This is a genomic window from Arthrobacter sp. 24S4-2 (genome assembly GCF_005280255.1).
Taxonomy (GTDB): Bacteria; Actinomycetota; Actinomycetes; order Actinomycetales; family Micrococcaceae; genus Arthrobacter.
Window position 1 is genome coordinate 1736738 of sequence record NZ_CP040018.1, and the last position, 24813, is coordinate 1761550.

The window sequence follows — 24813 nt, forward strand, 5'->3', positions numbered from 1 at the left end:
AGGATCGAACCATGTTTGCTCTGGTGCTCATCGCCGTAGTGGCCGGGGCACTGGCCCAACGCATCGCCGGTCTCGGCTTCGGCCTGCTGGTGTCCCCGGTCCTGGTGGTGCTGCTGGGCCCCTTCGACGGCGTGATGATCATCAACCTCTGCGGGGCGGCGTCGTCGCTGCTGATCCTGTCGAGGGTGTGGCGGCACGTCAACTGGCGGCGCTACGCCGGGCTGGCCGCGTCCGCAGTGGTGGGAGTGGCCCCGGGCGCCTGGCTGGCCAGCAATGTCCCCGCTGCGCCCCTGGAAATCTGCATCGGAGTTTTGCTCATCATCGCCCTGCTCGCTTCCCAGCGGCTGACGCGGAGTTCGTGGCGCGCCACGGGCCCGGTCCCCATGGTGTCGCTGGGGTTTTCCAGCGGCCTCATGAACGCTGCGGCAGGCGTGGGCGGCCCGGCGATCACCGCTTATGCGATCGCCACGCGCTGGGACCAGAAGAGCTTCGGTGCCACTTTGCAGCCGTACTTCGTCACCACCGGGCTGACCTCGCTGACCACCAAGTACTTCTTTTCCGGTGGCCACGTACCGGCGCTGGAAGGGTTGCAATGGCTGGGAGTTCTGGCGGCCATGGTGCTCGGAATCATCGCGGGCGACCTGCTCTCGGGCGGGTGCGGCCCGGGGCGGTCCGCCGGATCGTCGTGGTGATCGCCTACACGGGCGCCGTGTCAACGATCACCAAGGGCATGGTGGAGCTCGCCTTCGGCTAGGTTGCCCGGGCCCGCGGGCGCCCCTTGGCGGGTCAGCATGCGGGATACTTAACGGATGCAGCCACGCAGAATCGTTCTTCTCGGATCCACCGGTTCCATCGGCACCCAGGCGATTGACGTCGTCGACGGCGCCCCACACCTGTTCGAGGTGGTGGCGCTGAGCGCCGGCGGCGGCAACCTGGAGCTCCTTGCCCGGCAGGCTGTGCACACCAGGGCCGCGGCGGTGGGCATTGCCGGCGGCGACGCGGCTGCTCTTAATGCATTGATCGACGACGCCGCCCGCGCGGCCGGCGTCACCGGCTACCGCCCCGAGATCATCACCGGACCGGACGCGTCCACCAGGATCGCGGCGATCGAGGCCGACGTTGTGCTCAACGGCATCACCGGCTCCATCGGGCTGGCACCCACGCTGGCGGCCTTGAAGTCAGGGGCCACGCTGGCACTCGCCAACAAGGAATCGCTGATTGTCGGCGGCGCACTCGTGAAGGCTGCAGCCCGGGAGGGCCAGATTGTCCCGGTGGATTCCGAGCACTCCGCCATTGCCCAGTGCCTGCGCTCCGGAACGGCCGCCGAGGTGGACCGGCTCATCCTGACAGCCTCCGGCGGACCTTTCCGCGGCCGGACACGCGAGGAGCTGCACAGCGTATCGCCCCAGGAGGCGCTGGCGCACCCGACGTGGGACATGGGCCTGATGGTCACCACAAACTCCGCAAGCCTGGTGAACAAAGGCCTCGAAGTCATCGAGGCGCACCTGCTGTTCGACATTCCGCTGGACCGGATCGACGTGGTGGTCCACTCGCAGTCCGTGGTCCATTCCATGGTCCAGTTCGTGGACGGGTCCATCATTGCCCAGGCCTCACCCCCGGACATGCGCCTGCCCATAGCGCTGGGCCTCGGCTGGCCGAACCGCGTGCCCAACGCGGCGCTGGCCTGCGACTGGACGAAGGCCACCAGCTGGACGTTCGAACCGCTTGATGCCAAGGCATTCCCGGCCGTCGGGCTTGCCAAGGACGCCGCGAAGCAGGGGAGTACGTTCCCGGCCGTCTTCAATGCCGCCAATGAAGAGGCAGTGATGGCCTTCCATGCTGGCCGGATCCGGTTCACCGACATTGTGGATACCATCGAAGCGGTGCTCAGCGAACACCCAGGATCTTCCGGGCTGACAGTTGAGTCCGTGCTGGATGCTGAAAAGTGGGCACGAGCACGCACCCACGAACGTTTAGCAGTGAGCAGTCTCTAGGAAGCAGCAGATCTAAGCATGAGTCCCGTTATCCTCTTCATCCTTGGTGTCGTCTTTGTGGCGGTCGGCATCGCCGTCTCCATCGCGCTGCATGAAGTGGGCCACCTCCTTCCGGCCAAGCTGTTCAATGTGCGCGTCACCAAGTACATGATCGGCTTCGGCCCAACCCTGTGGTCAAAGCGCAAGGGGGAAACCGAATACGGCGTCAAGGCCATCCCGCTGGGAGGCTACGTGTCCATGATCGGCATGTACCCGCCCAACAAGGACGACGGCACCGTCCGCCCCTCCAGCACCGGCATGTTCCAGACCCTCGCCAGCGAAGCCCGTTCCGTGGCCCACGAGGAAGTGGGGCCCGGAGACGGGAAGCGGGTCTTCTACCGGCTGCCGGTCTGGAAAAAAATCATCGTGATGCTTGGCGGCCCCGCGATGAACCTGCTGATCGGTGTGGCGCTGACGGCGGTGCTGCTGATGGGATTCGGGACCAGCACACCCACCACCACTATTGCTGACGTCTCCAAGTGCCAGGTCAAGGCCGGGGAGACCGTCGATCCGGATTCCGCCGACTGCAAGCTCACGCCCGCTGCAGCGGCACAGCTCAAGCCCAATGACACCATCACCTCGTTTGACGGCAAAGCCGTGACCAGCTGGGCTGAACTCACCGGCTGGATCCGCGCGTCGGCGGGCCGGGAAGTCAGCATCACCGTCGACCGGGACGGCTCGCCCCTCACCACGAAAGTGACTCCGGTGCTCTCGGCGCGGCCGGTCATCGGCGCCGACGGCCGGCAGGCCACTGATTCCAACGGAAGTCTCCAGTATCAGGAAGTCGGCTTCCTGGGGATCGGTGCCCAGACGGCGCTCGTCGCCCAGCCGGCGTCGTCCGTGCTGCCCATGGCGGGGGAAAACATCAAGCAGGTGGCGGGAGTCGTATTCAATCTCCCGGCACGCGTGGTGGGCGTGGCCAAGGCGGCCTTCAGCGAGGAACCCCGCGATCCGAACGGCCCCATCAGCGTGGTGGGTGTGGGGCGCGTGGCCGGTGAAGTTGCGGCCATGGAAGAGGTGCCCCTGCAATCCAGGCTCGCGGCGCTGGTTGGCCTGCTGGCCGGGCTGAACTTCGCACTGGCCGTGTTCAACCTCATCCCGCTGCTGCCGCTGGACGGCGGCCACGTGGCCGGGGCGCTGTATGAAGGTGTCCGACGGCGGGTGGCCAAGTTGTTCGGCCGCCCGGACCCGGGCGCCTTCGACATCGCCAAGCTGCTCCCGGTGACCTACGTGGTGGCTGTGCTGCTGATGGGCATGGGTGCCCTGCTGATATACGCCGACATCGTCAAGCCGGTCAACCTCTTCGGCTAGTCAGCCTTCACGGGCTTAGTTTCATATATCACCTCTTTTTGACTGATTTTTAAAAATCAGTCAAATTTGATTGATACTGAATAATCAGTCGGTTATGTTTGCTTTATGTACGTACTCACGATCGACCAGCGTGGCAGCACCGGGGACCGGGACCGCGTTCCAGGGCTCCTGGCCGAGCTGCAGGAAATCACCCGGAGCGGACGGTTCGAACGCTCCGTGGGCGACGAAGTCCAGGGTGTGGTGGAACAGCCCGGGGATGTGGTGGAAATCGCCCTGCATGCCCTGCGAAGCGGCCGCTGGTACGTGGGAATCGGGGTGGGTGCCGTTGACCTGCCGCTGCCCGCCAGTCCGCGGGAAGGCTCCGGGCCCGCCTTCGTCGCCGCCCGGTTGGCAGTTGATGAAGCCAAGTCCGCTGCCGCGCACGTGCCGCTGTCCGTGGTTTCCGGCGGAATGGGGCGGGGCGCAATGCCGGCGGAAGCAGGGCCGGGCGCCAAAGCCTGTGCCAACGCCGAGGCAGTCCTGCGCCTGATCGGCCGGCTGGTGCAGGACCGCACGGAGGCGCAATGGAAAGTGGTGGACGCCCTCCGCGCCCTGCAGCAGCAGGGCGGTACCGCCAGGCACGGGAGCCAGAAGCTCGCAGCCCGGAATCTCGGAATCACGGATCAGTCGGTGAGCCGCGCCGTGCTCCGGTCCGGCTGGCAGGAAGAATGGGCCGCGAGGCCGGCGGCCGAGATGCTCCTGTCGATTGCCCATGACGCCGTCCTGGAAGGAAACCGGTGAACGCTCTCTGGATTACGATTGCCCTGCTGACCGCAGGCTTCGTCGGCTGGCCCGTCACGGCCCTGGTGTTCCGGCTGGCCCGCACCATCGACGACAAAGCGGATGCGGCCAAGGCGGCGGAGGACCGGGCCGGTGCCGCCGACCGCTCGGCCGATGACCCCGCCGCCGACGTCACCGTTGATCGTGGACAGGAAGACCGGGAACCAGCAGGCCGGGAATCAGTAGACCGTGAACCGGGCACTTCGCCGGCGCCCGGTACCCGCATCCTGCGTGGCGGCGCCATCATCGGCGTCCTGGAGCGGCTGGCCGTGTGCCTTGCCATCATGGGAGGCCAGCCGGTGGCCATCGCCTATGTAGTGGCCATCAAGGGCCTGGGGCGTTTTGCCGAACTGAAAGAGACCCCCGTGGCGGCCGAGCGGTTCATCATTGGCACCCTGGCGTCCATGCTGTGGGCGGCCGGCGTGGCCGCACTCGCCAGGATCCTCTTCCTCGGCTGACCTCGGATACATACTCTGGCGGACAGGGAGATAGGGTATCCATATGACTGTTTTTGCTGTTGAGTACGTATACGCCGCCGACTCCACCGAAGCACGCAACGCCGCCCGCCCGGCGCACCGGGAGTGGACGGCAGGCCTCGCCCGGGAGGGCGCTCTCCTGGCCAGCGGCCCGTACGGGGACGGAGCCGGAGCCCTGCTCATCTTCAACGCCGCGGACGAGAACGCCCTGAATGGCCTCCTTAAGCAGGATCCCTTCGCCGCGGCCGACGTCATCGCAGGCACGCGCACCACCGAATGGGCCCCGGTGACCGGCCTGCTGGCCGAGCACGCCGCGTAGCCCGCCGGCTTAACACACCACCGATACTTCGATTTAAGAGGAGTCCACGTGACCTCGGTCAGCCTGGGAATGCCATCAGCACCGCCACCCGTCCTCGCTCCGCGCAGGAAGACCCGCCAGATTAAGGTGGGCTCGGTGGGCGTAGGCTCCGACTCGCCCATCAGCGTGCAGTCGATGACCACCACGCCCACCACGGATATCAACGCCACCCTGCAGCAGATTGCGGAATTGACGGCGTCGGGCTGCGACATCGTGCGGGTGGCCTGCCCGTCCGCGGACGACGCCGAGGCGCTCCCGATCATCGCCCGGAAGTCGCAGATCCCGGTGATCGCTGACATCCACTTCCAGCCGAAGTACGTCTTCGCGGCCATCGAGGCGGGTTGCGCGGCCGTCCGTGTCAACCCGGGCAACATCCGCAAGTTCGATGACCAGGTCAAGGAGATCGCCCGGGCGGCCAAGGACCACGGCACCTCCATCCGGATCGGTGTCAACGCCGGCTCCCTCGAGCCCGGCATCCTGAAGAAGTACGGCAAGGCGACCCCGGAGGCCCTTGTCGAGTCCGCCGTCTGGGAAGCCTCGCTGTTCGAGGAGCACGGCTTCCACGACTTCAAAATCTCGGTCAAGCACAACGACCCCGTCATCATGGTTGCCGCGTACGAGATGCTTGCCGAAAAGGGTGACTGGCCCCTGCACCTCGGCGTCACTGAGGCCGGTCCTGCATTCCAGGGCACCATCAAGTCCGCTACTGCCTTCGGCGCGCTCCTTTCCCGGGGTATCGGCGACACCATCCGCGTTTCCCTCTCGGCTCCTCCGGTCGAGGAAATCAAGGTGGGCAACCAGATCCTGCAGTCGCTGAACCTGCGTCCCCGCAAGCTGGAAATCGTCTCCTGCCCGTCCTGCGGCCGTGCCCAGGTGGACGTCTACACCCTCGCCGAGCAGGTCACCGCAGGCCTAGAAGGCATGGAGATCCCGCTGCGTGTCGCGGTCATGGGTTGCGTGGTTAATGGCCCGGGTGAAGCGCGTGAAGCTGACCTGGGCGTGGCCTCGGGCAACGGCAAGGGACAAATTTTTGTTAAGGGCCAGGTCATCAAGACTGTTCCCGAAAGCGAAATTGTTGAGACACTGATCGAAGAGGCCATGAGAATCGCTGAAGAGATGGGGGAGGCCGATGGCGAAGATGCTGTCAAGGGTAGCCCCGTGGTTAGCGTCTCGTAAGGAGAGCGCCGGAGCCGGCGTATCCATCAGGGTGCTGGCCGGCCCGGACACTGCCGGGCTCAGGGAACTGGCCAAAACGGACGCTGTGGCGAACGTCTTCATCCTGTCGCACCTGGCCGCGACCGCTACGGCCGCGCCCACCATGGGCGGGGCCAGTATCTTTGGGGTGTTCGACGGCGACGACCTGATAGGGGCGTGCTGGGCGGGGGCCAACCTGGTTCCCATCCAGCTGGATCCGGAATTTGCCGGGCTCGTCGCCATGCGCGCACACCGCTCCGGCCGCCGCTTCGCCTCGATTTTCGGCCCGGCCGAAACCGTCCTGGCAATGTACGAACAGCTGGAGCAGCTGGGCCAGCTCGCGCACGATGTCCGGGCGGACCAGCCGCTGATGACCATCGCCGGGCCGCCCGCGGTGAAGGCGAACGCAGCACTTGGCTTTGGCCAGCTGGCCGACTTTGAGAAGATCCTGCCGGCCTGCGCTGCCATGTTTGAGGAGGAAGTGGGCTATTCGCCGTTCCTCGGCGGTCGTGACTTCTACAGCAGGCGCGTTGAGGGGCTGATCAGGCAAGGCCATTCCCTGGTCCACCTCAGTGACGACGGCCAGGTGATGTTCAAGGCTGAACTGGGCGCCGTCACTCCCGACGTGACCCAGGTCCAGGGCGTGTGGATGAACCCTTCCGGCCGCGGGCTCGGACTCAGCGCCGGCTATATGGCCGCCGTCGTGCTGCTTGCGCAGCAGCTCGCCCCTGTCACCAGCCTTTATGTGAACGACTACAACGCGCGCGCAAGGGCAACCTACGGGCGGGTGGGGTTCCGCCAGGTGGGTACGTTCGCTACAGTGCTGTTCTAGCTGGCCGCCGGTCCCGATGCCCCGTCCATTGCGCCCGGCGAAGCCCCCGAGTCTACTGCAGAAAAGTGTGTGACGACTCTTGTAATGGTGCCGTGGATCACATACGTTCTACCTATGCCGCGCCGATGGGGTGCGTGCGGTCTCAGAGGGGAAACAGCAGTTGGCACTACGTGTGTACCCTCCCAGCAGGTACACCTAGCGCCTCCTCCGGACTTACCGGTCTGACAGGCCGAAAGAGCCACGCCAAAACAGGATGACCAGCCGGCAACGGCCAGGGGCTTCCTTTCAGTTCTGGCGTGGCTCTTCTCCGTTAAGCGCCACGCTCACGCCGTCGTGTCCCCGCCCGCGCGGCTTCCTTCACCTCGCATGGGACTCGGCACCCGCCGCGCCACGGTAGATTAGTACCCAGACGAAATTGCCCAGCCCGTCATCCAAACAGGCGCCTCCCAAGAAACGGATTCCTACCCGTGGTCCTTCGACTTTCCAAGCTGTTCCTGCGCACCCTGCGCGAAGATCCCGCCGACGCCGAGGTTGCGAGCCACCGGCTCCTGGTGCGTGCCGGCTATATCCGCAGGGCAGCGCCGGGCATCTACACCTGGCTGCCGCTGGGCCTGAGCGTGCTGCGCAAGGTGGAGAAGGTCATCCGCGAGGAAATGACGGCCATTGGTGCCCAGGAAGTCCACTTCCCGGCGCTCCTGCCCAAGGAACCGTACGAGGCCACCAACCGCTGGACCGAGTACGGCGAAGGCATCTTCAGGCTCAAGGACCGCAAGGGCGGCGACTATCTGCTCGCCCCTACGCATGAGGAAATGTTCACGCTGCTGGTCAAGGACCTTTACTCCTCGTACAAGGACCTGCCCCTGAGCATCTACCAGATCCAGAACAAGTACCGCGACGAGGCGCGTCCCCGCGCGGGCCTGCTGCGCGGCCGCGAGTTCATCATGAAGGACTCCTACTCATTCGACGTCGACGACGCCGGCCTGGACGCCAGCTACAACGCGCACCGCGCCGCCTACCTGAAGATCTTCGAACGCCTTGGCCTCGAAGTTGTTCCCGTGGCAGCCACGGCCGGCGCCATGGGCGGCTCCAGGAGCGAGGAGTTCCTGCACCCCACCGAGATCGGTGAAGACACGTTCGTGCGTTCGGCCGGCGGCTACGCAGCCAACGTTGAGGCAGTGACCACCGTGGTGCCCGCCGAGATCGACTTCACCGACGCCCCGCCCGCGGAGATCCGGGACACCCCGAACACTCCCACCATCGAAACCCTCGTCGACGCCGCCAACCAGATGGTTCCCCGCAGCGACGACGACGGCGGCGCCTGGACAGCCGCTGACACCCTCAAGAACGTTGTCCTCGCCGTCACCCTGCCCACGGGGGATCGCCAGATCGTTGTCATCGGTGTTCCCGGCGACCGAGGTGTCGACCTGAAGCGCGTCGAGGCCAACATCGGCGCGTACCTGCCCGTTGCCGGCGAGATCACCGTGGAAGCTGCGGGCGAAGAAGACCTCGCGCGCAACCCCCTGATCGTCCGGGGATACCTGGGCCCGGGCATGTCCCTGGGCACTCCGCTTCTTGGCCTGGAAGGCGCCGCCAAACTCCTCTACCTGGTGGACCCCCGCGTCGTCAGCGGCACCGCCTGGGTGACCGGAGCCAACATGGCCGGCAAGCACGTGTTCGGCCTCGTAGCCGGCCGGGACTTCAGCTGGGACGGCGTGATCGAGTGCACCGAAGTCCGCGCCGGTGACGAAGCCCCGGACGGTTCCGGTCCGCTGGAGACCGCCCGCGGCATCGAGATGGGCCACATCTTCCAGCTCGGCCGCAAGTACGCCGAAGCCCTCGAACTGAAGGTCCTGGACCAGAACGGCAAGCAGGTTGTGGTCACCATGGGTTCCTACGGCGTTGGCGTGACCCGTGCCGTCGCGGCACTGGCCGAATCCAACCACGATGCCAAGGGCCTGGTCTGGCCGCGGGCCGTGGCCCCGGCTGATGTCCACGTCGTGGCGGTCGGCCGTGGCGAAGAGATCTTCGCCGCTGCCGAGCAACTCGCCCTTGAGCTTGAAGCCAACGGACTTGAGGTCATCTACGACGACCGCCCCAAGGTCTCACCGGGCGTGAAGTTCGGCGACGCCGAGCTCATCGGCGTGCCGACCATCCTCGCCGTCGGCAAGGGCCTCGTGGACGGCGTGGTGGAGATCAAGGACCGCCGCAGCGGTGAGGCGGAAAACGTGGCCGTGGACAAGGCTGTTGACTACGTGGTCAACGCCGTCCGCAGCAAATAACTGCTTGCGGTCCAAGGAGTGATCTCGGGATTCGAGTCGCTGGAGCCCGCCACGCTGATCCTGATCATCGTTGCGGGCTTCGCCGCGGGCTGGATTGATGCCGTGGTGGGCGGCGGTGGACTCATCCAGCTCCCGGCCCTGCTGCTGGTGCCGGGCATCAGCCCGGTCCAGGCGCTGGCCACCAACAAGATGGGTTCCATCTTCGGCACCACCACCAGCGCTGTGACCTTCTACCGCCGGGTGAAGCCGGACCTTTGGACGGCCATCCCGATGGCGGTCATTGCGCTGGCCGGAAGCTTCGGCGGGGCCGTGCTGGCGGCCACCCTGCCCGCGAGCGTGTTCAAGCCCATCATCGTGGCGGCGCTGGTCGCCGTCGCGCTCTTCACGGCGTTCAAACCGAACATCGGTGACCTGACCGCGCTCCGTCACGACGGCCGGACCCACTATGTGGTGGCGTGCCTCATCGGTGCGGCCATCGGCTTCTACGACGGCCTGATCGGACCCGGTACAGGCTCGTTCCTGATCATCGCCCTGGTGTCCGCAATGGGCTACGCGTTCCTCGAAGCCAGCGCCAAGGCGAAGATAGTGAACATGGCCACCAACGCCGGTGCCCTGATTTTTTTCCTTCCGCACGGCTCACTCCTGTGGGGAGTAGGGCTGGTCCTGGGGCTCGCGAACATGGCTGGCGGCTACCTCGGCGCACGGACTGCGGTGAAACAGGGCAGCACCTTTATCCGCAACGTTTTCCTGGCGGTCGTCGGTGCGCTGATCCTCAAACTGGGCTATGACATTTGGCAGGACACCTTCGCCTAACGGGCCCTCCCGGCCGGGCGGCAGAGGGCGTAGCATGCTCCTATGTCAGCAGGATCGGAACCTTTCCGGGACGCACTGGACGCAGCCGCGCGGCACGCCACCGCCTGGCTGGAAAGCCAGCCAAAGCGGCACGTCGGACCGGCCGTGTCAGCGGCAGATCTGTCCGCCGACTTCGGCGGCCCGCTGCCGGATAGCGGGATGCCTGCGGCCGAGATAATCAACTACCTCGCCGCGAAGGCCGAGCCTGGCCTGATGGCAATGCCCTCCGGACGCTTCTTCGGCTGGGTCATCGGCGGCTCGCTGCCGGCCGCCCTGGCGGCTGACTGGCTCGTGAGCGCGTGGGACCAGAACACCTTCCTCCGGGCAGCCACTCCCGCCGCGGCGGCCATCGAGGAAGCGGCCGGCCGCTGGTTCCTGGATCTGCTGGGGTTGCCGGAAGAGTCCGACGTCGGCTTTGTCACCGGGGCTACCATGGCCAACTTCACCGGCCTTGCGGCCGTCCGGTGGCGCGTCCTCGCCGACGCCGGCTGGGACGTTGATGCGGACGGACTCGCCGGAGCGCCGGCCATCCGCTGTCTTGTCGGCCAGGAGCGCCACGACTCGATCGACCTGGCGCTGCGGTACCTCGGCCTGGGCCGCCCGGCCGCGGTGCCCACGGACCGCCAGGGCCGGATAGATCCGGCGGAGCTGGACCGCGCCCTGGACCGTGCGCTCAACGGTTCCAACGGATCCGCCCCGACCCCGTTGATCGTGTGCCTGCAGGCAGGAAACCTGCATTCCGGAGCCTTCGACCCCTTCCTTCAGGCGATCACCGTCGCGAAAGCCCACAAGGCCTGGGTGCACGTCGATGGTGCCTTCGGACTCTGGGCGGCAGCGGTTCCCGAGGCCGCAGCGCTGACCGCAGGCCTGCACCTCGCCGATTCCTGGGCCACCGATGCGCACAAGACCCTGAACGTTCCATACGACTGCGGCATTGTGGCCGTCCGCGACACACAGGCGCTCCGCGCCGCGATGAGCGTGAATCCCAGCTATATGATCCGCGACTCCGGTGCGGCCGCGGATCCCTTCCAGCTCGTTCCGGAACTGTCGCGGCCGGCCCGCGGTGTGCCCGTGTGGGCGGCGATCAAGTCCCTGGGCCGGGACGGCGTCGCCGCCCAGGTCCGCCGGCTCATGGAACGCGCTTCCGCCCTTGCGGACAGGCTCTCGGCGCTGGACGGCGTCGAAGTGCTGAACGACGTTGTGTACACGCAGGTTTCGCTGGCCTTTGGCGACGACGCCACGACCCGCGCCGTGACGGCCCGGATCATCGGCGACGGCCTGGTGTGGATGTCCGGCTCCCGCTGGCAGGGACGTGATGTCCTGCGGATCTCGGTGAGCGACTGGACCACGGACGACGGCGACGTCGGGCAAGCAGTCGGGGCCGTGCGGAGGGCGCTGGCCGCCGTCCGCGGCTAGACGGCGGCCAGTCCGGCGGCTTCTCCGGGGGCGGGGAGGTCATGTGCCGCGGGCAGCCTGCTGAGGGTGTGCCCGGCGAGCGTGCTCGCCACCCACAGGGAGCGCGCGAGGTCGCCGCCGTGGTGCGGCCGCGAGGCGTAGGAGAGCGCGTTTTCAACTTCCCGGGCAACGCTCCACTGCCGGGCGATCTCGGCATCGAGGCCAGCCGCCACGCTGAAGTCCCGGCATCTGTCCAGAAGACCCCGCTCCGGGTCGGCGCGCGGGAGGTCCCGGATGCGGTTCCACAGCAGCGGGGCCACGGCGAACTCGGCTTCGCCGATCATCGGCTGCGGGTCGATGGCTGCGAATCCGTCCGTGGCGGCGTCAGCGGACGGCAGCGCGGCAGCTTCAGGGCGGGCGAGGACATTCAGGTAGTGGAAATCGGTGTTGACCAGGACATCGGTCCCGGCCCGCCGGCCAACGGCGCCCCGGATCTGGCAGACCTCAAGGGCGGCCTCCAGCAGCCACCGCGGAAAGGGCCGCCCCAGTTGCTCCCAGTCCGCTGGCAGGTCATCGCTCCACTGCTCGGCCCGCGCGGCCACATGGTCGAATTCCTTCCATTCCGGGCGGTGGTCCGGAGTGAGGCTCAGCTTCCGCATCAGCACGCCCCAGACGTCCACGGCCGCGTCCAGAGGAACGTCCTGCAGGGAGCGGCCGGCGTCGAGCCGCTCCAGGAGCATGGAGCACGTTCCGGCGTCCGACTCCAGGAGCCGGACTGCGCCGTGGCCGTCCCAGAGCCTGAGGGCGTGACGCTCCACTTTGGCTTCGTCGTGGGGGTAGGCAACCTTCAGCGCGGCCGGAGTACCTGCCCGGAGCACCGGGACCACCAGGCCGCCGTGCCCGTTCCACGGCAGTTGCCCCGGGCGGAGATCCACCTCCAGCTGCCAGCGCTCAAGGCGTCCGCAGACGAGCCCGGGAAGCGATCCAAGCCAGGCTCGACCCGGGCTGCTGCCGCTGTACCTCCGCAGGAGGTCGGGCGGAATCGGGACTTCTGCTGGGCTGCTCATTTCCTCCAGAGTAGTTCAGCGGGCGGCATCCCGAGCGGAAATCAGACGACGCCCGTGGCGCCCAGGAAGTTGCCAATGGCGAATGTCGCGGCAAGCGCCAGCGCCCCGCCAACCACCACCCGCACCGCTGCCCTGGATTTGGAACTGCCGCCGAGCCAGGCGCCAACGGAACCGGTTGCCGCCAACGCCACCAGCACGGCCGCGAACGTCAACGGGACCCTGATGTTCTCCGGCGGCAGCAGGATGGCCAGCATGGGCAGGATAGCCCCCACGACAAAGGCGATTGCCGAGGCCAAGGCAGCGTGCCAGGGGCTGACGATGTCCTCCTGGTCAATGTTGAGTTCAGCCGACAAATGGGCAGACAGGGCGTCGTGTTCCGTGAGTTCCCTGGCCACCGCCTGGGCAGTGGCCTGGCTCAGGCCCTTGCTTTGGTAGATGGCCGCCAGCTCGGCGAGCTCTTCTTCGGGCTCTTCCTCCAGCTCCCGCCGTTCCTTTTCGATCAGGGCTTTCTGGCTGTCGCTTTGGCTGCTGACGGAAACGTATTCACCCAGTGCCATCGAAATTGCGCCGCCCACCAGGCCGGCGGCGCCCGCGGTCAGGATCGGGCCGGTCGCGGAGGTGGCACCGGCCACGCCCACTACGATTGCGGCAACGGAGACGATCCCGTCATTGGCCCCGAGCACACCGGCGCGCAGCCAGTTCAGCCGGTGCGCAATGTCATTGCCATGGGGCTCGTTCTGATGCAGCGCTGGTGCTCCGGCAGTATCCATGACTACAGCAAAGCACCACTGTCGGGGGCTTGCCAGTAATACGGTGCTAACGAAGGTAAGCCATGCTTCGCACGGCAGGCTCAGGGTGCCGGCGCCGTGCCTGTTCCCGTGGACTGCGCTGAGTTGGGGGACGGCGCTGAGTTGGGGGATGTCGGGGCCGGGTTGGCTTCCGGCAACTGGGGGAGCTGCGCGGTGTCCACCACGATGCCCGGCAGGGGACCGGAATCGGCACCCCAGAGCGCCGCCCGGTTTGCGGCAGCCAGCAGGCCGGAGATGGCCCATTGCCGCGTGCTGCCATCGCTAAGCGCCACCAGGTCACCGTAGACCGGCAGCGTGCCGGCCTCCAGGCTTCCGAGGCCGGCGGCAGGCTTCTCCAGGAACAGCGGGCCAAGCGTGTAGCCCGCTTCCCTCGGCGGAATGCTCGCGCAGTCTGCCCGGCTCAGGGCCTCAGCCTCGGCCAGCACGGCTTCGTGGCGCGCCAGGAGTTGCGATGCCGAGCCGGCGGCACTGCCGTCGAGGCGCGCCAGTGCCACCTGGTAGCCGTAGACCGTTTCAGCCTCGGTCTTGACTGTCATGGCCAGGGCTGATTCCGAGGTTGCGCCGCCCCCAGCCGCGCCGGAGGAGGTCGCCGCGGCCGGGCAGGACCGTGCAGACTCAGACGGAGACGGAGACGCAGCCGCGGGCGTCGAACCCGGTTCTGCGGGTGCCGGGAGTTCCGGGCCGGGTGCCCCCACCGCCGTCGCCAGCGAAGACGCCTGAAGCAGCTGCGCGGTGCCAACGGCCGCCAGCAGGCGTGCCATCCCGCCGTCGGCCGCTTCCGCATCCTTAAACCGCCGGCTGCTGCTGGCGCTCAACGCCGCCGCCAGCTCGGGAGCTGAGCCTGCGGTCGGGGCTTCGCCGCCGGCAGGCGATGGGGCGCCGGTGCCCGGGGCGGTAGCTGAGGGGTTACCGGAAGCGGTGCCCGTGGCAGTTGGCGTCGGGCCCTGGTCCGGCCCTATGAGAGCCCTGGCCTGCGTTGTCAGCAACGTCACAGTGTGCAGAAGGGCCTGGCGCTCCGCTCCGGAAACGGCGTCGGCAAGTGTGCTGCTGGCCTGGCGCAACCGCATCGTTTCCGCGAGGGCCGCGGTGCGCGCCTTCTCAGAAAAGGCGGGTTCCGGGGCCTCGGGCGGCGTCCCCGGAATCAGGGCCAGTCCGAGGCTGAGGACCAGTACCGCCAATGACGCAAGGATGCCGTACCGGAAATAGCGGGCCGGCCGTCGTCTTTCCTTGGTGTCGTCTTTCACAACAGACCATTTTGTCATGCCCGGCAGCAAGCGAGTGCACCATGCCGCCCATAAAATCGCTACGCTAGTACACACAACATCATCTAGCGGGAGGCGGCCGGCATCGTGAGTAATGCAGAAGCCACGACTTCATCAGACCGGACCGGGACGGGTAAGGCTGAGGCCGAATCCGTCCACAACCCGGAGGCCGAGCGCGTCCGGGCGCTGCTGGAACCCTCGGTCCAGGCAAACCGGCTCTACCTGGAGGACGTTGCCATCAACATCCAGGGTTCCCACCGGGTGGTCCACGTGGTGGTGGACCTGCCGCAGGAGGAACCCGGCGGAGTAAGCCTTGACGTGATTGCCGAGATCTCCAAGGAACTCTCGGACATCCTCGACAGCGACCCCAGCTACGACAGCCGTCCCTATGACCTGGAGGTTTCCTCGCCCGGCGTTGGACGGCCCCTGACCGAGCCGCGCCACTGGCACCGTGCCCGCGGGCGCATGGTCAAGGTGAACGTCATCCAGGGGGACAACGTTATGGGCAGGATCCAGTCCGTCGACGACGACGGCGTGACCCTGGTTCCGGAGATCGCGGCAAAAAAGGGAATGAAGCCCAAGCAGGGCGAGCCAGAGAAAATTCCTTTCGACAGGATCCGCAATGGAAAAGTCGAGATAGAGTTCAGCCACCTCGACGAGGTCGGTCTGGAAGACGAACACAATGGACCTTCTGAGGAGGCCTGATGGATATTGACATGAGCGCACTGAGACTTCTGGAGCGTGAGCGTGAAATTCCGCTGGACCTCCTGATCCCCACCATTGAGCAGGCACTGCTGGTGGCCTACCACAAGTCTCCGGGAGCCTTCGAAAAGGCCCGCGCAGAGCTGGACCGCAAGAGCGGCCACGTGACCATCTGGGCCACCGAAATCGACGACGACGGCGCCCCGATCGGTGAGTTCGAGGACACCCCGGCCGGCTTCGGCCGGATCGCTGCCAGCACGGCCCGCCAGATCATCCTGCAGCGCCTGCGCGACGCCGAGGATGACAACGTCCTGGGCCAGTTCAAGGGCCGCGAGGGCGAGCTTGTGGCGGGCACCATCCAGCAGGGCAACAACCCGCACATGATCCAGGTGAACCTCGGAACGGTGGAGGCGCTGCTGCCCCCGCCCGAGCAGGTACCCGGCGAGAAGTACATCCACGGCAACAGGCTGCGCGCCTTCGTTATCGACGTGCACCGCGGCACCAAGGGCCCGTCCATCACGCTGTCGCGTTCGCACCCCGGCCTGGTCCGGAAGCTGTTCGAACTGGAAGTTCCGGAAATCGCCGATCACTCGGTGGAGATCGTGGCGCTGGCCCGCGAGGCCGGGCACCGCACCAAGATCGCCGTCAAGGCCAACATTGCGGGCATCAACGCCAAGGGCGCCTGCATCGGTGAAATGGGTTCACGCGTCCGGGCAGTGATGACCGAACTGAACGACGAAAAGATCGACATCGTCGACTTCAGCGAGGACCCGGCCACGTTCATTGCCAGCGCCTTGTCGCCGTCGAGGGTGAATTCCGTCACTATCACGGACGAAGCGACCCGCTCCGCCCGCGTTGTGGTGCCGGACTACCAGCTGTCGCTGGCCATCGGCAAGGAGGGGCAGAACGCCCGCCTGGCCGCCAAGCTCACCGGCTGGCGCATCGACATCGTCTCTGACGCCGCGGCTCCGCGCGAAAACTGAGCCGCACCGGCGGAGGGACCCTCGGACTGTCCGGCCCGGTTTCGACCCGTTGTTTCGGGGCCTGGGCACCTGAGGGGCTAGAATAGACATTGACCGCGCCTTAAGGCCGGTATTCGTGCGCCCTGAGCGTGCCCGCAGAATCTGCGTTTCATGAGGAAACCGGATTTGGCGGGTGTGTTCCGGGCGGCAGATATGTATGGGCAGGAAAGATACTCACCGTGGCGCTAGTGCAACACCTTGAGAATCAGCCGCAGCGTACCTGCATCGGATGCCGGAAAAAGGGGCCGCGGTCTGAGTTACTCCGGCTCGTCGCCGAAGGCAGCGGTTCCACCGCTGTCGTGGTGGACGAACGACGCCGGATGGCTGGCCGGGGTGCATGGCTGCACTTCAGCGAAACGTGCCTGGCGCTGGCAATCAAGCGGCGTGCGTTCGGACGTGCCCTCCCGGGCACAACCGGAACAGCCGCCGTCGAACGCCGGATAACGGCAGGCACGAAAGCCGTGGACACTCCGGTGGCCGCAGCAACAACCGTCCAACCTGAAAGCGGGTCAGAAAACTGATGGAAACCCGATGAGTTCCCAGCGATGAGTGCGCAACGATGACAACTTTGTTGCGCTCTGCAATGGGCCTTTCAGCTGCTATGGCGGCGGAGGCCCGCAGTAAGAAGTAGACGGTTCGTGCCTGGCTCGGTGCGGACCGAGACAGGAGAAATGTGGCCAAGGTCCGCGTACATGAGCTTGCTAAAGAGCTCGGTATTACTTCCAAAGATGCAGTAACCAAACTGCAGGAACTGGGCGAATTCGTTCGCTCTGCCTCTTCCACCATTGAGGCCCCCGTTGTGAGGAAACTCCGCAACGCCTACCCCGCCGCTGGCGCTTCGAAGTCCGAAGCTCCCGCCGCAGCGCCTAAGGCGCCGGCGAGCCCTTCGGCTAACCGCCCGGCCCCCGCGCCCGGCCCGGCAGCTCCGAAGGCTCCGGAACCCAAGGCTGAAGCTCCGGCTGCGGCCGCGCCGTCGGCACCCGCTCCGGCAGCAGCACCCGCCCCGGTGGCCCCTGCTGCTGTAGCTTCTGCTCCTGCGGCCCCGGCTCCGGCTGCACCGTCCACCGGTGCAAAACCCGGCGCCCGCCCGGCCCCCAAGGCTGAAGCTCCGGCTGCCCCGTCCCGCTCCGGCGGACAGGGCAGTTCCGCTCCCCGTCCGGGCGGTCCCCGTCCCGGCAACAACCCGTTCGCCACGTCCCAGGGCATGCCCCGCGGACGCGGCGGCGACAACGAACGTCCGCCGCGTCCGGGTAACAACCCGTTCGCTCCTTCCCAGGGCATGCCCCGTCCGGGCGGAAACCGTACCGAGGGCGAACGCCCCGGCGGTCCTCGTCCGGCAGCTGGCGCCGGGGGTCCCCGTCCGGGTGCTCCCCGTCCCGCTGGTGCACAGGGTGCACGTCCGGGTGCTCCGCGTCCGGCCGGTGCTGCCGGTGCACGTCCCGGTGCAGGCGGCGGAAACCGTCCTACTCCCGGCATGATGCCTAACCGCACCGAGCGTCCCGCACCCGCTGGTGCAGGCCGTCCCGGCGGCGGAGGCCGTGGTCCGGGCCGTCCGGGCGGCGCTCCGGGTACCGGTGGCGCTCCCGGTGCCGGTGGCGGCGCTCCGGCCGGCGGTGGCTTCGGCAAGGGTGGCCGCGGTCGCGGTGGCACCCAGGGTGCCTTCGGTAAGGGCGGCGCAGGCCGTGGCAAGCAGCGCAAGTCGAAGCGTGCCAAGCGCCAGGAACTGGAGCAGATGAGTGCTCCGTCGCTGGGCGGCGTAAGTGTGCCCCGCGGCGACGGCAACACCGTTGTCCGGCTCCGCCGCGGCTCGTCCATTACGGACTTTGCCGACAAGATCGAGGCAAACCCCGCAGCACTGGTGACCGTGCTCTTCCACCTCGGCGAGATGGCCACGGCCACGCAGTCGCTGGATGAAGAGACCTTCGCCCTGCTCGGCGAGGAGCTTGGCTACAAGCTTCAGGTCGTATCGCCGGAGGACGAGGAGCGCGAGCTGCTCAGCACCTTCGACATCGACTTCGACGCCGAACTGGAAGCCGAAGGCGACGAGGACCTCGAAGCACGTCCGCCGGTGGTCACCGTCATGGGTCACGTTGACCACGGTAAGACCCGCCTGCTTGACGCCATCCGTAACTCCGACGTCGTCGCGGGTGAACACGGCGGCATCACGCAGCACATCGGTGCCTACCAGATCACCACCGATCACGAAGGCATCGAGCGGAAGATCACCTTCATCGATACTCCGGGCCACGAGGCGTTCACCGCCATGCGTGCCCGTGGTGCGAAGGTCACTGACATCGCCATCCTGGTGGTCGCAGCGGACGACGGCGTTATGCCGCAGACCGTTGAGGCCCTAAACCACGCACAGGCGGCCAACGTGCCGATCGTCGTGGCTGTGAACAAGATCGACAAGGAAGGCGCCAACCCGGACAAGGTCCGCGGCCAGCTGACCGAGTACGGCCTGGTTCCCGAAGAATACGGTGGCGACACCATGTTCGTTGAGGTCTCTGCCCGCCAGAACCTCAACATCGACGAGCTGCTCGAGGCTGTCCTGCTCACCGCAGACGCAGCCCTGGATATGCGCGCCAACCCGAACAAGGACGCCCGCGGCATCGCGATTGAAGCCAACCTGGATAAGGGCCGCGGTTCCGTGGCCACCGTCCTGGTTCAGTCCGGCACGCTGAAGGTCGGCGACACGATCGTGGCAGGCACGGCCCACGGCCGCGTCCGCGCCATGTTCGACGACGACGGCAGCATCCTGAGCGAGGCCGGCCCGTCCCGCCCCGTGCAGGTACTGGGTCTGTCCAACGTCCCGCGTGCAGGCGACACCTTCTTCGTGACCGCTGACGAGCGCACCGCCCGCCAGATCGCCGAGAAGCGTGAAGCAGCAGACCGCAACGCCGCACTGGCCAAGCGCCGCAAGCGCATCAGCCTGGAAGACTTCGACCAGGCCGTCGCCGAAGGCAAGATCGACACCCTCAACCTCATCCTCAAGGGTGACGTGTCCGGTGCCGTGGAAGCCCTCGAAGACGCGCTGCTCAAGATCGACGTCGGCGAAGGTGTCCAGCTCCGCGTTATCCACCGCGGTGTCGGTGCGATCACGCAGAACGACGTCAACCTTGCAACGGTCGACTCCGCCGTCATCATCGGCTTCAACGTCAAGCCCGCCGAGCGTGTTGCCGAACTGGCAGACCGCGAAGGCGTGGACATGCGCTTCTACTCCGTCATCTATGCAGCAATCGATGACATTGAGATGGCCCTCAAGGGCATGCTCAAGCCGGAGTACGAAGAGGTCCAGCTTGGCACCGCCGAGGTCCGCGAAGTGTTCCGTTCCTCCAAGTTCGGCAACATCGCCGGTTCCATCGTTCGCTCGGGTGTTATCCGACGCAACACGAAGGCCCGCATCAGCCGCGACGGCAAGATCATCGGCGACAACCTCACCGTTGAGACGCTCAAGCGCTTCAAGGACGACGCCACCGAGGTCCGCACGGACTTCGAGTGTGGTATCGGTCTTGGCTCGTTCAACGACATCACCGAAGGCGACATCATCGAGACCTTCGAGATGCGCGAGAAGCCGCGCGTCTAAGGTCGCGTAGCAGTCTCGGTGCGGGGCCGTTGGATTTTTCCGGCGGCCCCGCATTTTTCCGCCGACAAGGGGGCCCCGCCCCTGCGACGGACGGCCTGCGATCTTCGATCGGCAGCCGTCCGTCTCCGGCAGGCCCGATGCCACTCCCGGGCCCCCTCATCAGCTCCAAAAGGGCCGCCGGAAGAATCCAACGGTAGTCCGTCATAGACTCGCCTTAGTGAGTGGCATTTATTCGAACTTGTGTACGTAAGCCGCTATGGCGCCGTCGTACATCCAAATTTTTAGGAGTGGAAATGGCTGATCCGGCACGCGCTGCCAAGTTGGCGCAGCGGATTAAGGTTGTTGTTGCAGAGGCTTTGGGCCGGAAGGTCAAGGATCCCCGGCTTGAGGGGATTACCGTCACCGATGCCCGTGTGACCAATGATCTGCAGCACGCCACGATCTACTACACCGTGTTCGGGGACCAGGTTGTGCAGGCGGATGCCGCCAAGGGCCTGGAGAAGGCCAAGGGTGTGCTCCGGCAGGAAGTAGGCCGCAACATCACCGTTCGGCTGACCCCCACCCTGGAATTCGTGGCTGACCAGATTCCGGTCAACGCCTCCAACCTTGAGGAACTGCTCCGCGCCGCCAAGAAGCGCGACGCCGAAGTGGCCGCCCTGGCTGCAGGCGCCAAGCACGCCGGCGACGCCGATCCCTACAAGAGCGACATTCCCGAGGACGTGGAAATCGACGAGGACGACTTCGACGAAGAGGATGAGGACCTCCTCGACGACGAAGAACTCGACGAAGACAGCAACAAATAGAATCAATCGCATAGGGCCGCTGGCCCAGCGCGCCAAAACATCAGTGTGGCCGGACCCGCGAAGGGGCCGGCCACACTTTTGCGTTAAGTCCGGTCAGCCACAATCCGGTCAGCTGTGGGAGTGCCCGTTGAGGTCCACGGAAACCAGCTTGCCGTCAGGCGCCTGGTTCTCTGCCGGAAGGGAATCGACCGTTGCATAGAGCGTCGAATCCCTGAGGGCAACGTCAGCAGTAAGGTTTCCGGTCAGCACCACCGTCCGGTCATCCCCGGAGCAGCCGAGCCGGAGGACGCCTTCGCCAAAGAGGGAAGCGACGTAGACGTTGCCGTCATCGTCCACTGCCAACCCGGTGGGGGACATGACGTCGTCAGCGAACAGCGTGACCTTGCCGCTGTGCGGGTTCACCCGGTAAACGGCGCCGCGGGCACCGAGGGCGGGATCCTCCGGTCCGCCCGGGAGCACGGACACGTACAGCAATCCGTCTGGGCCTACCGCCACATCGGTCGGCACAGGCTCAAACGCGTAGCTGTGGTCCGCGACGCAGGCCGGCAAATTCAGGGCCGTCGCCACTTGGGCCGTGACCACAAACGGACGAGGCGGCAGGACCGCCACTGTTTCCGCCTCTCCCGTGTCGGAGTCGACTGCCACGATGCTGTTGGCCCCGGCGTCGGCCACGTAAACAGTGTTCCCGGACAGCGCGATGCCGTACGGGTGGGAGTCAACGGTTCCGGTGTACGACGCCGGAACTTCAGGCGGAAGCTGCGCCGCACACCCATCCGGAAGGTCCTCGAAGCCGTACTGGACGTCGCCATCGGCATTTTCTTCGGTCTCCAGGGCCGCCAGATCACCAAACGTAGCCTGCGTTCCGTCGGCTGCAATGGTCCTGACGTGACCGGCAAGCGGGCGGGGATCCATGGGGCCGGCCCCCTGGCTTTCAACGAAATAGGTGGTGGAACGGCGCTGGGCGCTGCCCGCGACGTCCCATCCGGCGTCGGAGTACAGTACCGTCTTGGTTCCGTCGTTCTTCACTTGCGTCAGCCTGCCGGCAAATTCCTCGCTGACTATCACCGTGCCATCACGGCCGGTGCTGACATGCAGCGGACCCACCAGTGCAGTGGCATGAGTCGTGGGCGGGGTTTCCGCCGGAGCTGCGACGGCCGCCGAACCGGCGGCCAGGAATACCGCGGCGGTGGCCGCAGCCGCGACAAGGGACAGGTATTTTCTCATGGTTTTCTCCAATGGCCAGTCATGCATATCAAAGGCCTAGAGACCACGGAGTTGGCTTCCGGAAAACACGGCTGCCCCCACTGCGGACATTCTATTTCTTCGCCCTCGGCTTAGTCGATGGCCCCGGCAAACTGCCGCCGGCGTCTTCACGTGAGGCGGGGGATAGCTGGCTATGATCGGAGCATGGATGCCCAACCCTCTGCCGCTGATATTCAGGAGTTCCTCAGCCAGGCCGTTGACCTGGCCGTTCGGAATGTGGACGACGGCGGTGGCCCGTTCGGTGCGCTGGTGGTCACACGTGACGGAAAGCTCCACTTCGGCGTCAACCGGGTAACCCGCGACAACGATCCCACCGCGCACGCCGAGGTTGTGGCAATCCGCACGGCGGCGGCCGAATCCGCCAACTTCGACCTCAGCGGTGCCGTGCTCTATGCGAGCTGTGAGCCGTGCCCGTTGTGCCTGTCTGCGGCGCTGTGGGCACGGATCGACCGCGTATATTTCGCCGCGGACCGGCACGGGGCAGCATCCGCCGGGTTCGACGACGCCGTCTTCTACGAGTACTTTGAGGGCACCCGGCCGGAACTGATGCCGGTCAGCCAAACTGACGTGCCGACGTCGAACGTTCCCTTTGAAGCGTGGCGCGGCAACCCGGACCGCACCGAATACTGACGTCTTTTCTGGAACCGCGGCTTGTTCTGGAACCGCGGGCAGCCGGTGCCGGCGGGACCTTCGACTCTATGCCGGTCCGGCCCCGAGGCGTCCGATTAATCCATGACTTCAGGCGCGACTGGAAGGCAGCGAGGAGCCGTGGAAGCAAGACTCGTCAGGTGCCCCGCTTGCGGGAAGACCAACCGGATTCCCGCAGCTGCCCCGGCCGTCCCCGCTGCGGCAACTGCCGCCACGAGCTGCCCTGGATCGTCGATGCTGTTGATGCGGACTTCAAACGGATTGCCGAGCAGTCGACCGTGCCCGTGCTGGTCGACTTCTGGGCGGTATGGTGCGGGCCGTGCCTGCTGGTCAGCCCGGTGCTTGAACAGCTCGCGACCGAAAAGGCGGGCCGGATCAAGCTGGTCAGGGTGGACGTGGACCGCGCGCCTGGACTTTCCTCCAGGTTTGCCGTCCAGGCTATCCCCACCCTGATGGTGATCGTCAGCGGAATGGTGATCGCCCGCCAGTCGGGTGCCGCACCGGCGCCTGAACTCCGTACCTGGCTCGAACACGCACTGTCCTCAAACCTGAGCTGACACGCCTGGACTTTTGGCTTACGTCCGCCGGGACCGCCGGCCACCCCGTGCGCCCAGGCCCCCAGCAGCGGCGACCCCATGCCCAGCAGGAAACCGAAGTCGTACCAGTTCCCGGCTCTCCCGGTGTTATAGAAAGGAAATTCCTGCCACGCGCCGAACACGTGGGCAATGAGGATGATCCACGCCGTAATACCGTTCCAGAAGCCCCACAGCAGGTCCTGCCACCACATGTCGTTCCTCTCCGGAGCCGCCCCTGTGGACAGGTTAGACGTCGGCCGGCTCCTGCACTAGGGACTCTGTGCCCGTCTTTGGCGGTTACCTGCGGTCGGGTAGCCGGCCCAGTCCTTCCACGAGGTCTGCCTGCGCGCCGCAGAGCGCGATCCGGACCCAGCCTTCACCGATGGAACCGAAAGCTGTCCCGGGAGCAAACGACACTCCGGAATCAGCCAGGAAGCGCCGGACCCAGGAGCGAACATCGCCGCCGCTGGCGTGGGATACTTCGGCCCACAGGTAGAAGGCGCCCTGCGCTGAAAGGAAAGGGATGCCTTTGTCCCGGAGGACGGCGGACGCCGCATCGCGATTGGCCCGGTAATGCGCGTGGGCGTGGTTGACGTAGTCCTGCGGCCCTGTCAGTGCGGCGATCGCGGCGTACTGCGAAGGCGAGGCCACGCAGGAGACAATCGACTCCATGACGTTGTTCATCTTCTGCTCCAGCCCGGGCGGGCAGACCAGCGCGCCGATCCGTAGCCCGGTAAGGCCGTAAGTTTTCGAGAGTGTCAGGGAAGTGAAAACCCTGGCTTCTCCGGGGACGTCACTGTCGAACCTGGCCGGGCTGACATGGGGGACGTCGTAGGTGAAAGCCTCGTAGCATTCGTCGGAGATGATCCACAGGTCATGGCGTCGGGCCAGCTCCACAAGGCTGCGGGTCAGTTCCTCGCCCAGCACCGCGCCCAGCGGATTGGACGGCGAGTTCAGGACCAGCACACGGGTGCGCGGCGAGACCAGCGCCTCAATGTCTGCGATCCTCGGCTGGAAGTCATGTTCCGGGTACAGCGGATACTCCACCGGCACGGCGTGAAGCAGCCGGCTGGTCATGGCGAACGTGGGGTAACCGGGATTCGGGATCAGGATTTCATCTCCGGGGGAGAGGAGCAGGCTCATGGCGAAGTGCAGTCCCTGCTGGGCGCCGTCCACCACGTAGACCCGCTCAGCCCCGATGTCTACGCCATTGTGCTCACGGAACTTCGCTGCGAAGGCCTCGCGGAGGGCGGGGATTCCGGCGTTCGGCGTGTAGTTGGTTTCGTCCCGGTCCAAACAGGCCATGCCGGCTTCGAGGACGTGCCGGGGGAGGGGGAACCCCGGTTCTCCGATGCTCAGCACAATGGCGCCTGGGCTGGCCCATGCGGCTTCGGTGATCTCGCGGATCTGGTTGACGGGAACGTCGCGGATATGTGCGGCAAGCTCGGGCATGTCTGCCATCCTAACCGTCAGCGTCACCGCCGGACGGCGGGCTCTCCCCTCTCGGCGTCCGCCCGGCCCGCCGGGCCC

General features: G+C 66.3%; 22 protein-coding genes and 1 pseudogene. 18 read left to right on the forward strand and 5 right to left on the reverse strand.

Going from position 1 to position 24813, the window contains the following annotated elements; all coding sequences use genetic code 11:
* Positions 1-11 precede the first annotated feature (11 nt).
* The 11 genes from FCN77_RS07940 to FCN77_RS07990 all read left to right on the forward strand — a co-directional run bounded on the left by FCN77_RS07940 (position 12) and on the right by FCN77_RS07990 (position 11570).
* Positions 12-692 carry a sulfite exporter TauE/SafE family protein gene (locus tag FCN77_RS07940; protein WP_254678900.1) on the forward strand — a complete coding sequence of 227 codons (681 nt, stop codon included), beginning with the start codon at positions 12-14 and terminating at the stop codon, positions 690-692.
* A gap of 117 nt (positions 693-809) precedes the next feature.
* Positions 810-1994, forward strand: coding sequence for a 1-deoxy-D-xylulose-5-phosphate reductoisomerase (dxr, locus tag FCN77_RS07945; protein WP_137321832.1), 1185 nt, complete (start codon positions 810-812; stop codon positions 1992-1994).
* 18 nt (positions 1995-2012) lie between these two features.
* Positions 2013-3344, forward strand: a complete 1332-nt coding sequence (locus FCN77_RS07950; protein WP_137321833.1) for an RIP metalloprotease — start codon at positions 2013-2015, stop codon at positions 3342-3344.
* Positions 3345-3449: 105 nt separating this feature from the next.
* Positions 3450-4124 (forward strand): MarR family transcriptional regulator, encoded by a 675-nt coding sequence (locus FCN77_RS07955; RefSeq protein ID WP_137321834.1) that lies wholly within the window; start codon positions 3450-3452, stop codon positions 4122-4124.
* Complete coding sequence (locus FCN77_RS07960; RefSeq protein ID WP_137321835.1) at positions 4121-4621, forward strand: hypothetical protein; 501 nt, start codon at positions 4121-4123, stop codon at positions 4619-4621. The genes FCN77_RS07955 and FCN77_RS07960 overlap by 4 nt, the downstream gene beginning before the upstream one ends.
* Positions 4622-4664: 43 nt before the next feature.
* Positions 4665-4958, forward strand: a complete 294-nt coding sequence (locus tag FCN77_RS07965; protein ID WP_137321836.1) for a YciI family protein — start codon at positions 4665-4667, stop codon at positions 4956-4958.
* Between the two features lie 48 nt (positions 4959-5006).
* Positions 5007-6173, forward strand: a complete 1167-nt coding sequence (ispG, locus tag FCN77_RS07970; protein ID WP_137321837.1) for a flavodoxin-dependent (E)-4-hydroxy-3-methylbut-2-enyl-diphosphate synthase — start codon at positions 5007-5009, stop codon at positions 6171-6173.
* On the forward strand, positions 6136-7023 hold the full coding sequence (locus FCN77_RS07975; RefSeq protein ID WP_137324694.1) for a GNAT family N-acetyltransferase: 888 nt from the start codon (positions 6136-6138) through the stop codon (positions 7021-7023). The genes ispG and FCN77_RS07975 overlap by 38 nt, the downstream gene beginning before the upstream one ends.
* A 467-nt stretch (positions 7024-7490) precedes the next feature.
* Positions 7491-9302, forward strand: a complete 1812-nt coding sequence (locus FCN77_RS07980) for a proline--tRNA ligase (RefSeq protein WP_137321838.1) — start codon at positions 7491-7493, stop codon at positions 9300-9302.
* A gap of 18 nt (positions 9303-9320) precedes the next feature.
* Positions 9321-10115: a TSUP family transporter gene (locus FCN77_RS07985; protein ID WP_137321839.1), complete on the forward strand. Its 795-nt coding sequence runs from the start codon at positions 9321-9323 to the stop codon at positions 10113-10115.
* A 42-nt stretch (positions 10116-10157) separates the two neighbouring features.
* Complete coding sequence (locus tag FCN77_RS07990; protein ID WP_137321840.1) at positions 10158-11570, forward strand: pyridoxal-dependent decarboxylase; 1413 nt, start codon at positions 10158-10160, stop codon at positions 11568-11570.
* Here FCN77_RS07990 and FCN77_RS07995 read toward each other — a convergent pair.
* From FCN77_RS07995 to FCN77_RS08005, 3 genes are all read right to left on the reverse strand, one after another.
* Positions 11567-12616, reverse strand: coding sequence for an aminoglycoside phosphotransferase family protein (locus FCN77_RS07995; protein ID WP_137321841.1), 1050 nt, complete (start codon positions 12614-12616; stop codon positions 11567-11569). The genes FCN77_RS07990 and FCN77_RS07995 overlap by 4 nt on opposite strands.
* A 41-nt stretch (positions 12617-12657) precedes the next feature.
* On the reverse strand, positions 12658-13386 hold the full coding sequence (locus tag FCN77_RS08000; protein WP_137321842.1) for a VIT1/CCC1 transporter family protein: 729 nt from the start codon (positions 13384-13386) through the stop codon (positions 12658-12660).
* 80 nt (positions 13387-13466) lie between these two features.
* A complete protein-coding gene (locus FCN77_RS08005; RefSeq protein WP_137321843.1) occupies positions 13467-14687 on the reverse strand; it encodes a ferritin-like domain-containing protein in 1221 nt (406 codons plus the stop codon).
* A gap of 87 nt (positions 14688-14774) precedes the next feature.
* On the opposite strand from FCN77_RS08005, the gene rimP reads away from it, so the two are divergent.
* The 5 genes from rimP (at position 14775) to rbfA (ending at position 20797) form a co-directional block, all read left to right on the forward strand.
* Entirely contained in the window at positions 14775-15392 is a 618-nt protein-coding gene (gene rimP, locus FCN77_RS08010) for a ribosome maturation factor RimP (protein ID WP_137321844.1), read from the forward strand.
* Complete coding sequence (nusA, locus tag FCN77_RS08015; protein ID WP_137321845.1) at positions 15392-16372, forward strand: transcription termination factor NusA; 981 nt, start codon at positions 15392-15394, stop codon at positions 16370-16372. Before rimP ends, nusA begins: the two co-directional genes overlap by 1 nt.
* Before the next feature lie 218 nt (positions 16373-16590).
* On the forward strand, positions 16591-16932 hold the full coding sequence (locus FCN77_RS08020; protein WP_137321846.1) for a YlxR family protein: 342 nt from the start codon (positions 16591-16593) through the stop codon (positions 16930-16932).
* 152 nt (positions 16933-17084) lie between these two features.
* Complete coding sequence (infB, locus tag FCN77_RS08025) at positions 17085-19994, forward strand: translation initiation factor IF-2 (RefSeq protein WP_137321847.1); 2910 nt, start codon at positions 17085-17087, stop codon at positions 19992-19994.
* A gap of 293 nt (positions 19995-20287) precedes the next feature.
* Positions 20288-20797: a 30S ribosome-binding factor RbfA gene (gene rbfA, locus FCN77_RS08030; RefSeq protein ID WP_137321848.1), complete on the forward strand. Its 510-nt coding sequence runs from the start codon at positions 20288-20290 to the stop codon at positions 20795-20797.
* Between the two features lie 108 nt (positions 20798-20905).
* On the opposite strand, the gene FCN77_RS08035 is transcribed toward rbfA, so the two are convergent.
* Positions 20906-22021, reverse strand: coding sequence for a ScyD/ScyE family protein (locus FCN77_RS08035; RefSeq protein WP_137321849.1), 1116 nt, complete (start codon positions 22019-22021; stop codon positions 20906-20908).
* Positions 22022-22204: 183 nt separating this feature from the next.
* Between FCN77_RS08035 and FCN77_RS08040 the strand changes: the two genes are divergently transcribed.
* Both FCN77_RS08040 and trxA read left to right on the forward strand, forming a co-directional pair.
* A complete protein-coding gene (locus FCN77_RS08040) occupies positions 22205-22690 on the forward strand; it encodes a nucleoside deaminase (protein ID WP_137321850.1) in 486 nt (161 codons plus the stop codon).
* Between the two features lie 138 nt (positions 22691-22828).
* Positions 22829-23265 (forward strand): annotated as a pseudogene (gene trxA / locus FCN77_RS08045) (thioredoxin).
* Positions 23266-23580: 315 nt separating this feature from the next.
* Here the strand turns inward: trxA and FCN77_RS08050 are convergent.
* Positions 23581-24735: a pyridoxal phosphate-dependent aminotransferase gene (locus FCN77_RS08050; protein ID WP_175417185.1), complete on the reverse strand. Its 1155-nt coding sequence runs from the start codon at positions 24733-24735 to the stop codon at positions 23581-23583.
* Positions 24736-24813: the final 78 nt, after the last annotated feature.

Coding starts and splice junctions, on each gene's coding strand:
- FCN77_RS07940 (WP_254678900.1), top strand. CDS start 12: ATGTTTGCTCTGGTGCTCATCGCCGTAGTGGCCGGGGCACTGGCCCAA.
- dxr (WP_137321832.1), top strand. CDS start 810: ATGCAGCCACGCAGAATCGTTCTTCTCGGATCCACCGGTTCCATCGGC.
- FCN77_RS07950 (WP_137321833.1), top strand. CDS start 2,013: ATGAGTCCCGTTATCCTCTTCATCCTTGGTGTCGTCTTTGTGGCGGTC.
- FCN77_RS07955 (WP_137321834.1), top strand. CDS start 3,450: ATGTACGTACTCACGATCGACCAGCGTGGCAGCACCGGGGACCGGGAC.
- FCN77_RS07965 (WP_137321836.1), top strand. CDS start 4,665: ATGACTGTTTTTGCTGTTGAGTACGTATACGCCGCCGACTCCACCGAA.
- FCN77_RS07975 (WP_137324694.1), top strand. CDS start 6,136: ATGCTGTCAAGGGTAGCCCCGTGGTTAGCGTCTCGTAAGGAGAGCGCC.
- FCN77_RS07990 (WP_137321840.1), top strand. CDS start 10,158: ATGTCAGCAGGATCGGAACCTTTCCGGGACGCACTGGACGCAGCCGCG.
- FCN77_RS07995 (WP_137321841.1), bottom strand. CDS start 12,616: ATGAGCAGCCCAGCAGAAGTCCCGATTCCGCCCGACCTCCTGCGGAGG.
- FCN77_RS08000 (WP_137321842.1), bottom strand. CDS start 13,386: ATGGATACTGCCGGAGCACCAGCGCTGCATCAGAACGAGCCCCATGGC.
- FCN77_RS08005 (WP_137321843.1), bottom strand. CDS start 14,687: ATGACAAAATGGTCTGTTGTGAAAGACGACACCAAGGAAAGACGACGG.
- nusA (WP_137321845.1), top strand. CDS start 15,392: ATGGATATTGACATGAGCGCACTGAGACTTCTGGAGCGTGAGCGTGAA.
- rbfA (WP_137321848.1), top strand. CDS start 20,288: ATGGCTGATCCGGCACGCGCTGCCAAGTTGGCGCAGCGGATTAAGGTT.
- FCN77_RS08035 (WP_137321849.1), bottom strand. CDS start 22,021: ATGAGAAAATACCTGTCCCTTGTCGCGGCTGCGGCCACCGCCGCGGTA.
- FCN77_RS08040 (WP_137321850.1), top strand. CDS start 22,205: ATGGATGCCCAACCCTCTGCCGCTGATATTCAGGAGTTCCTCAGCCAG.
- FCN77_RS08050 (WP_175417185.1), bottom strand. CDS start 24,735: ATGCCCGAGCTTGCCGCACATATCCGCGACGTTCCCGTCAACCAGATC.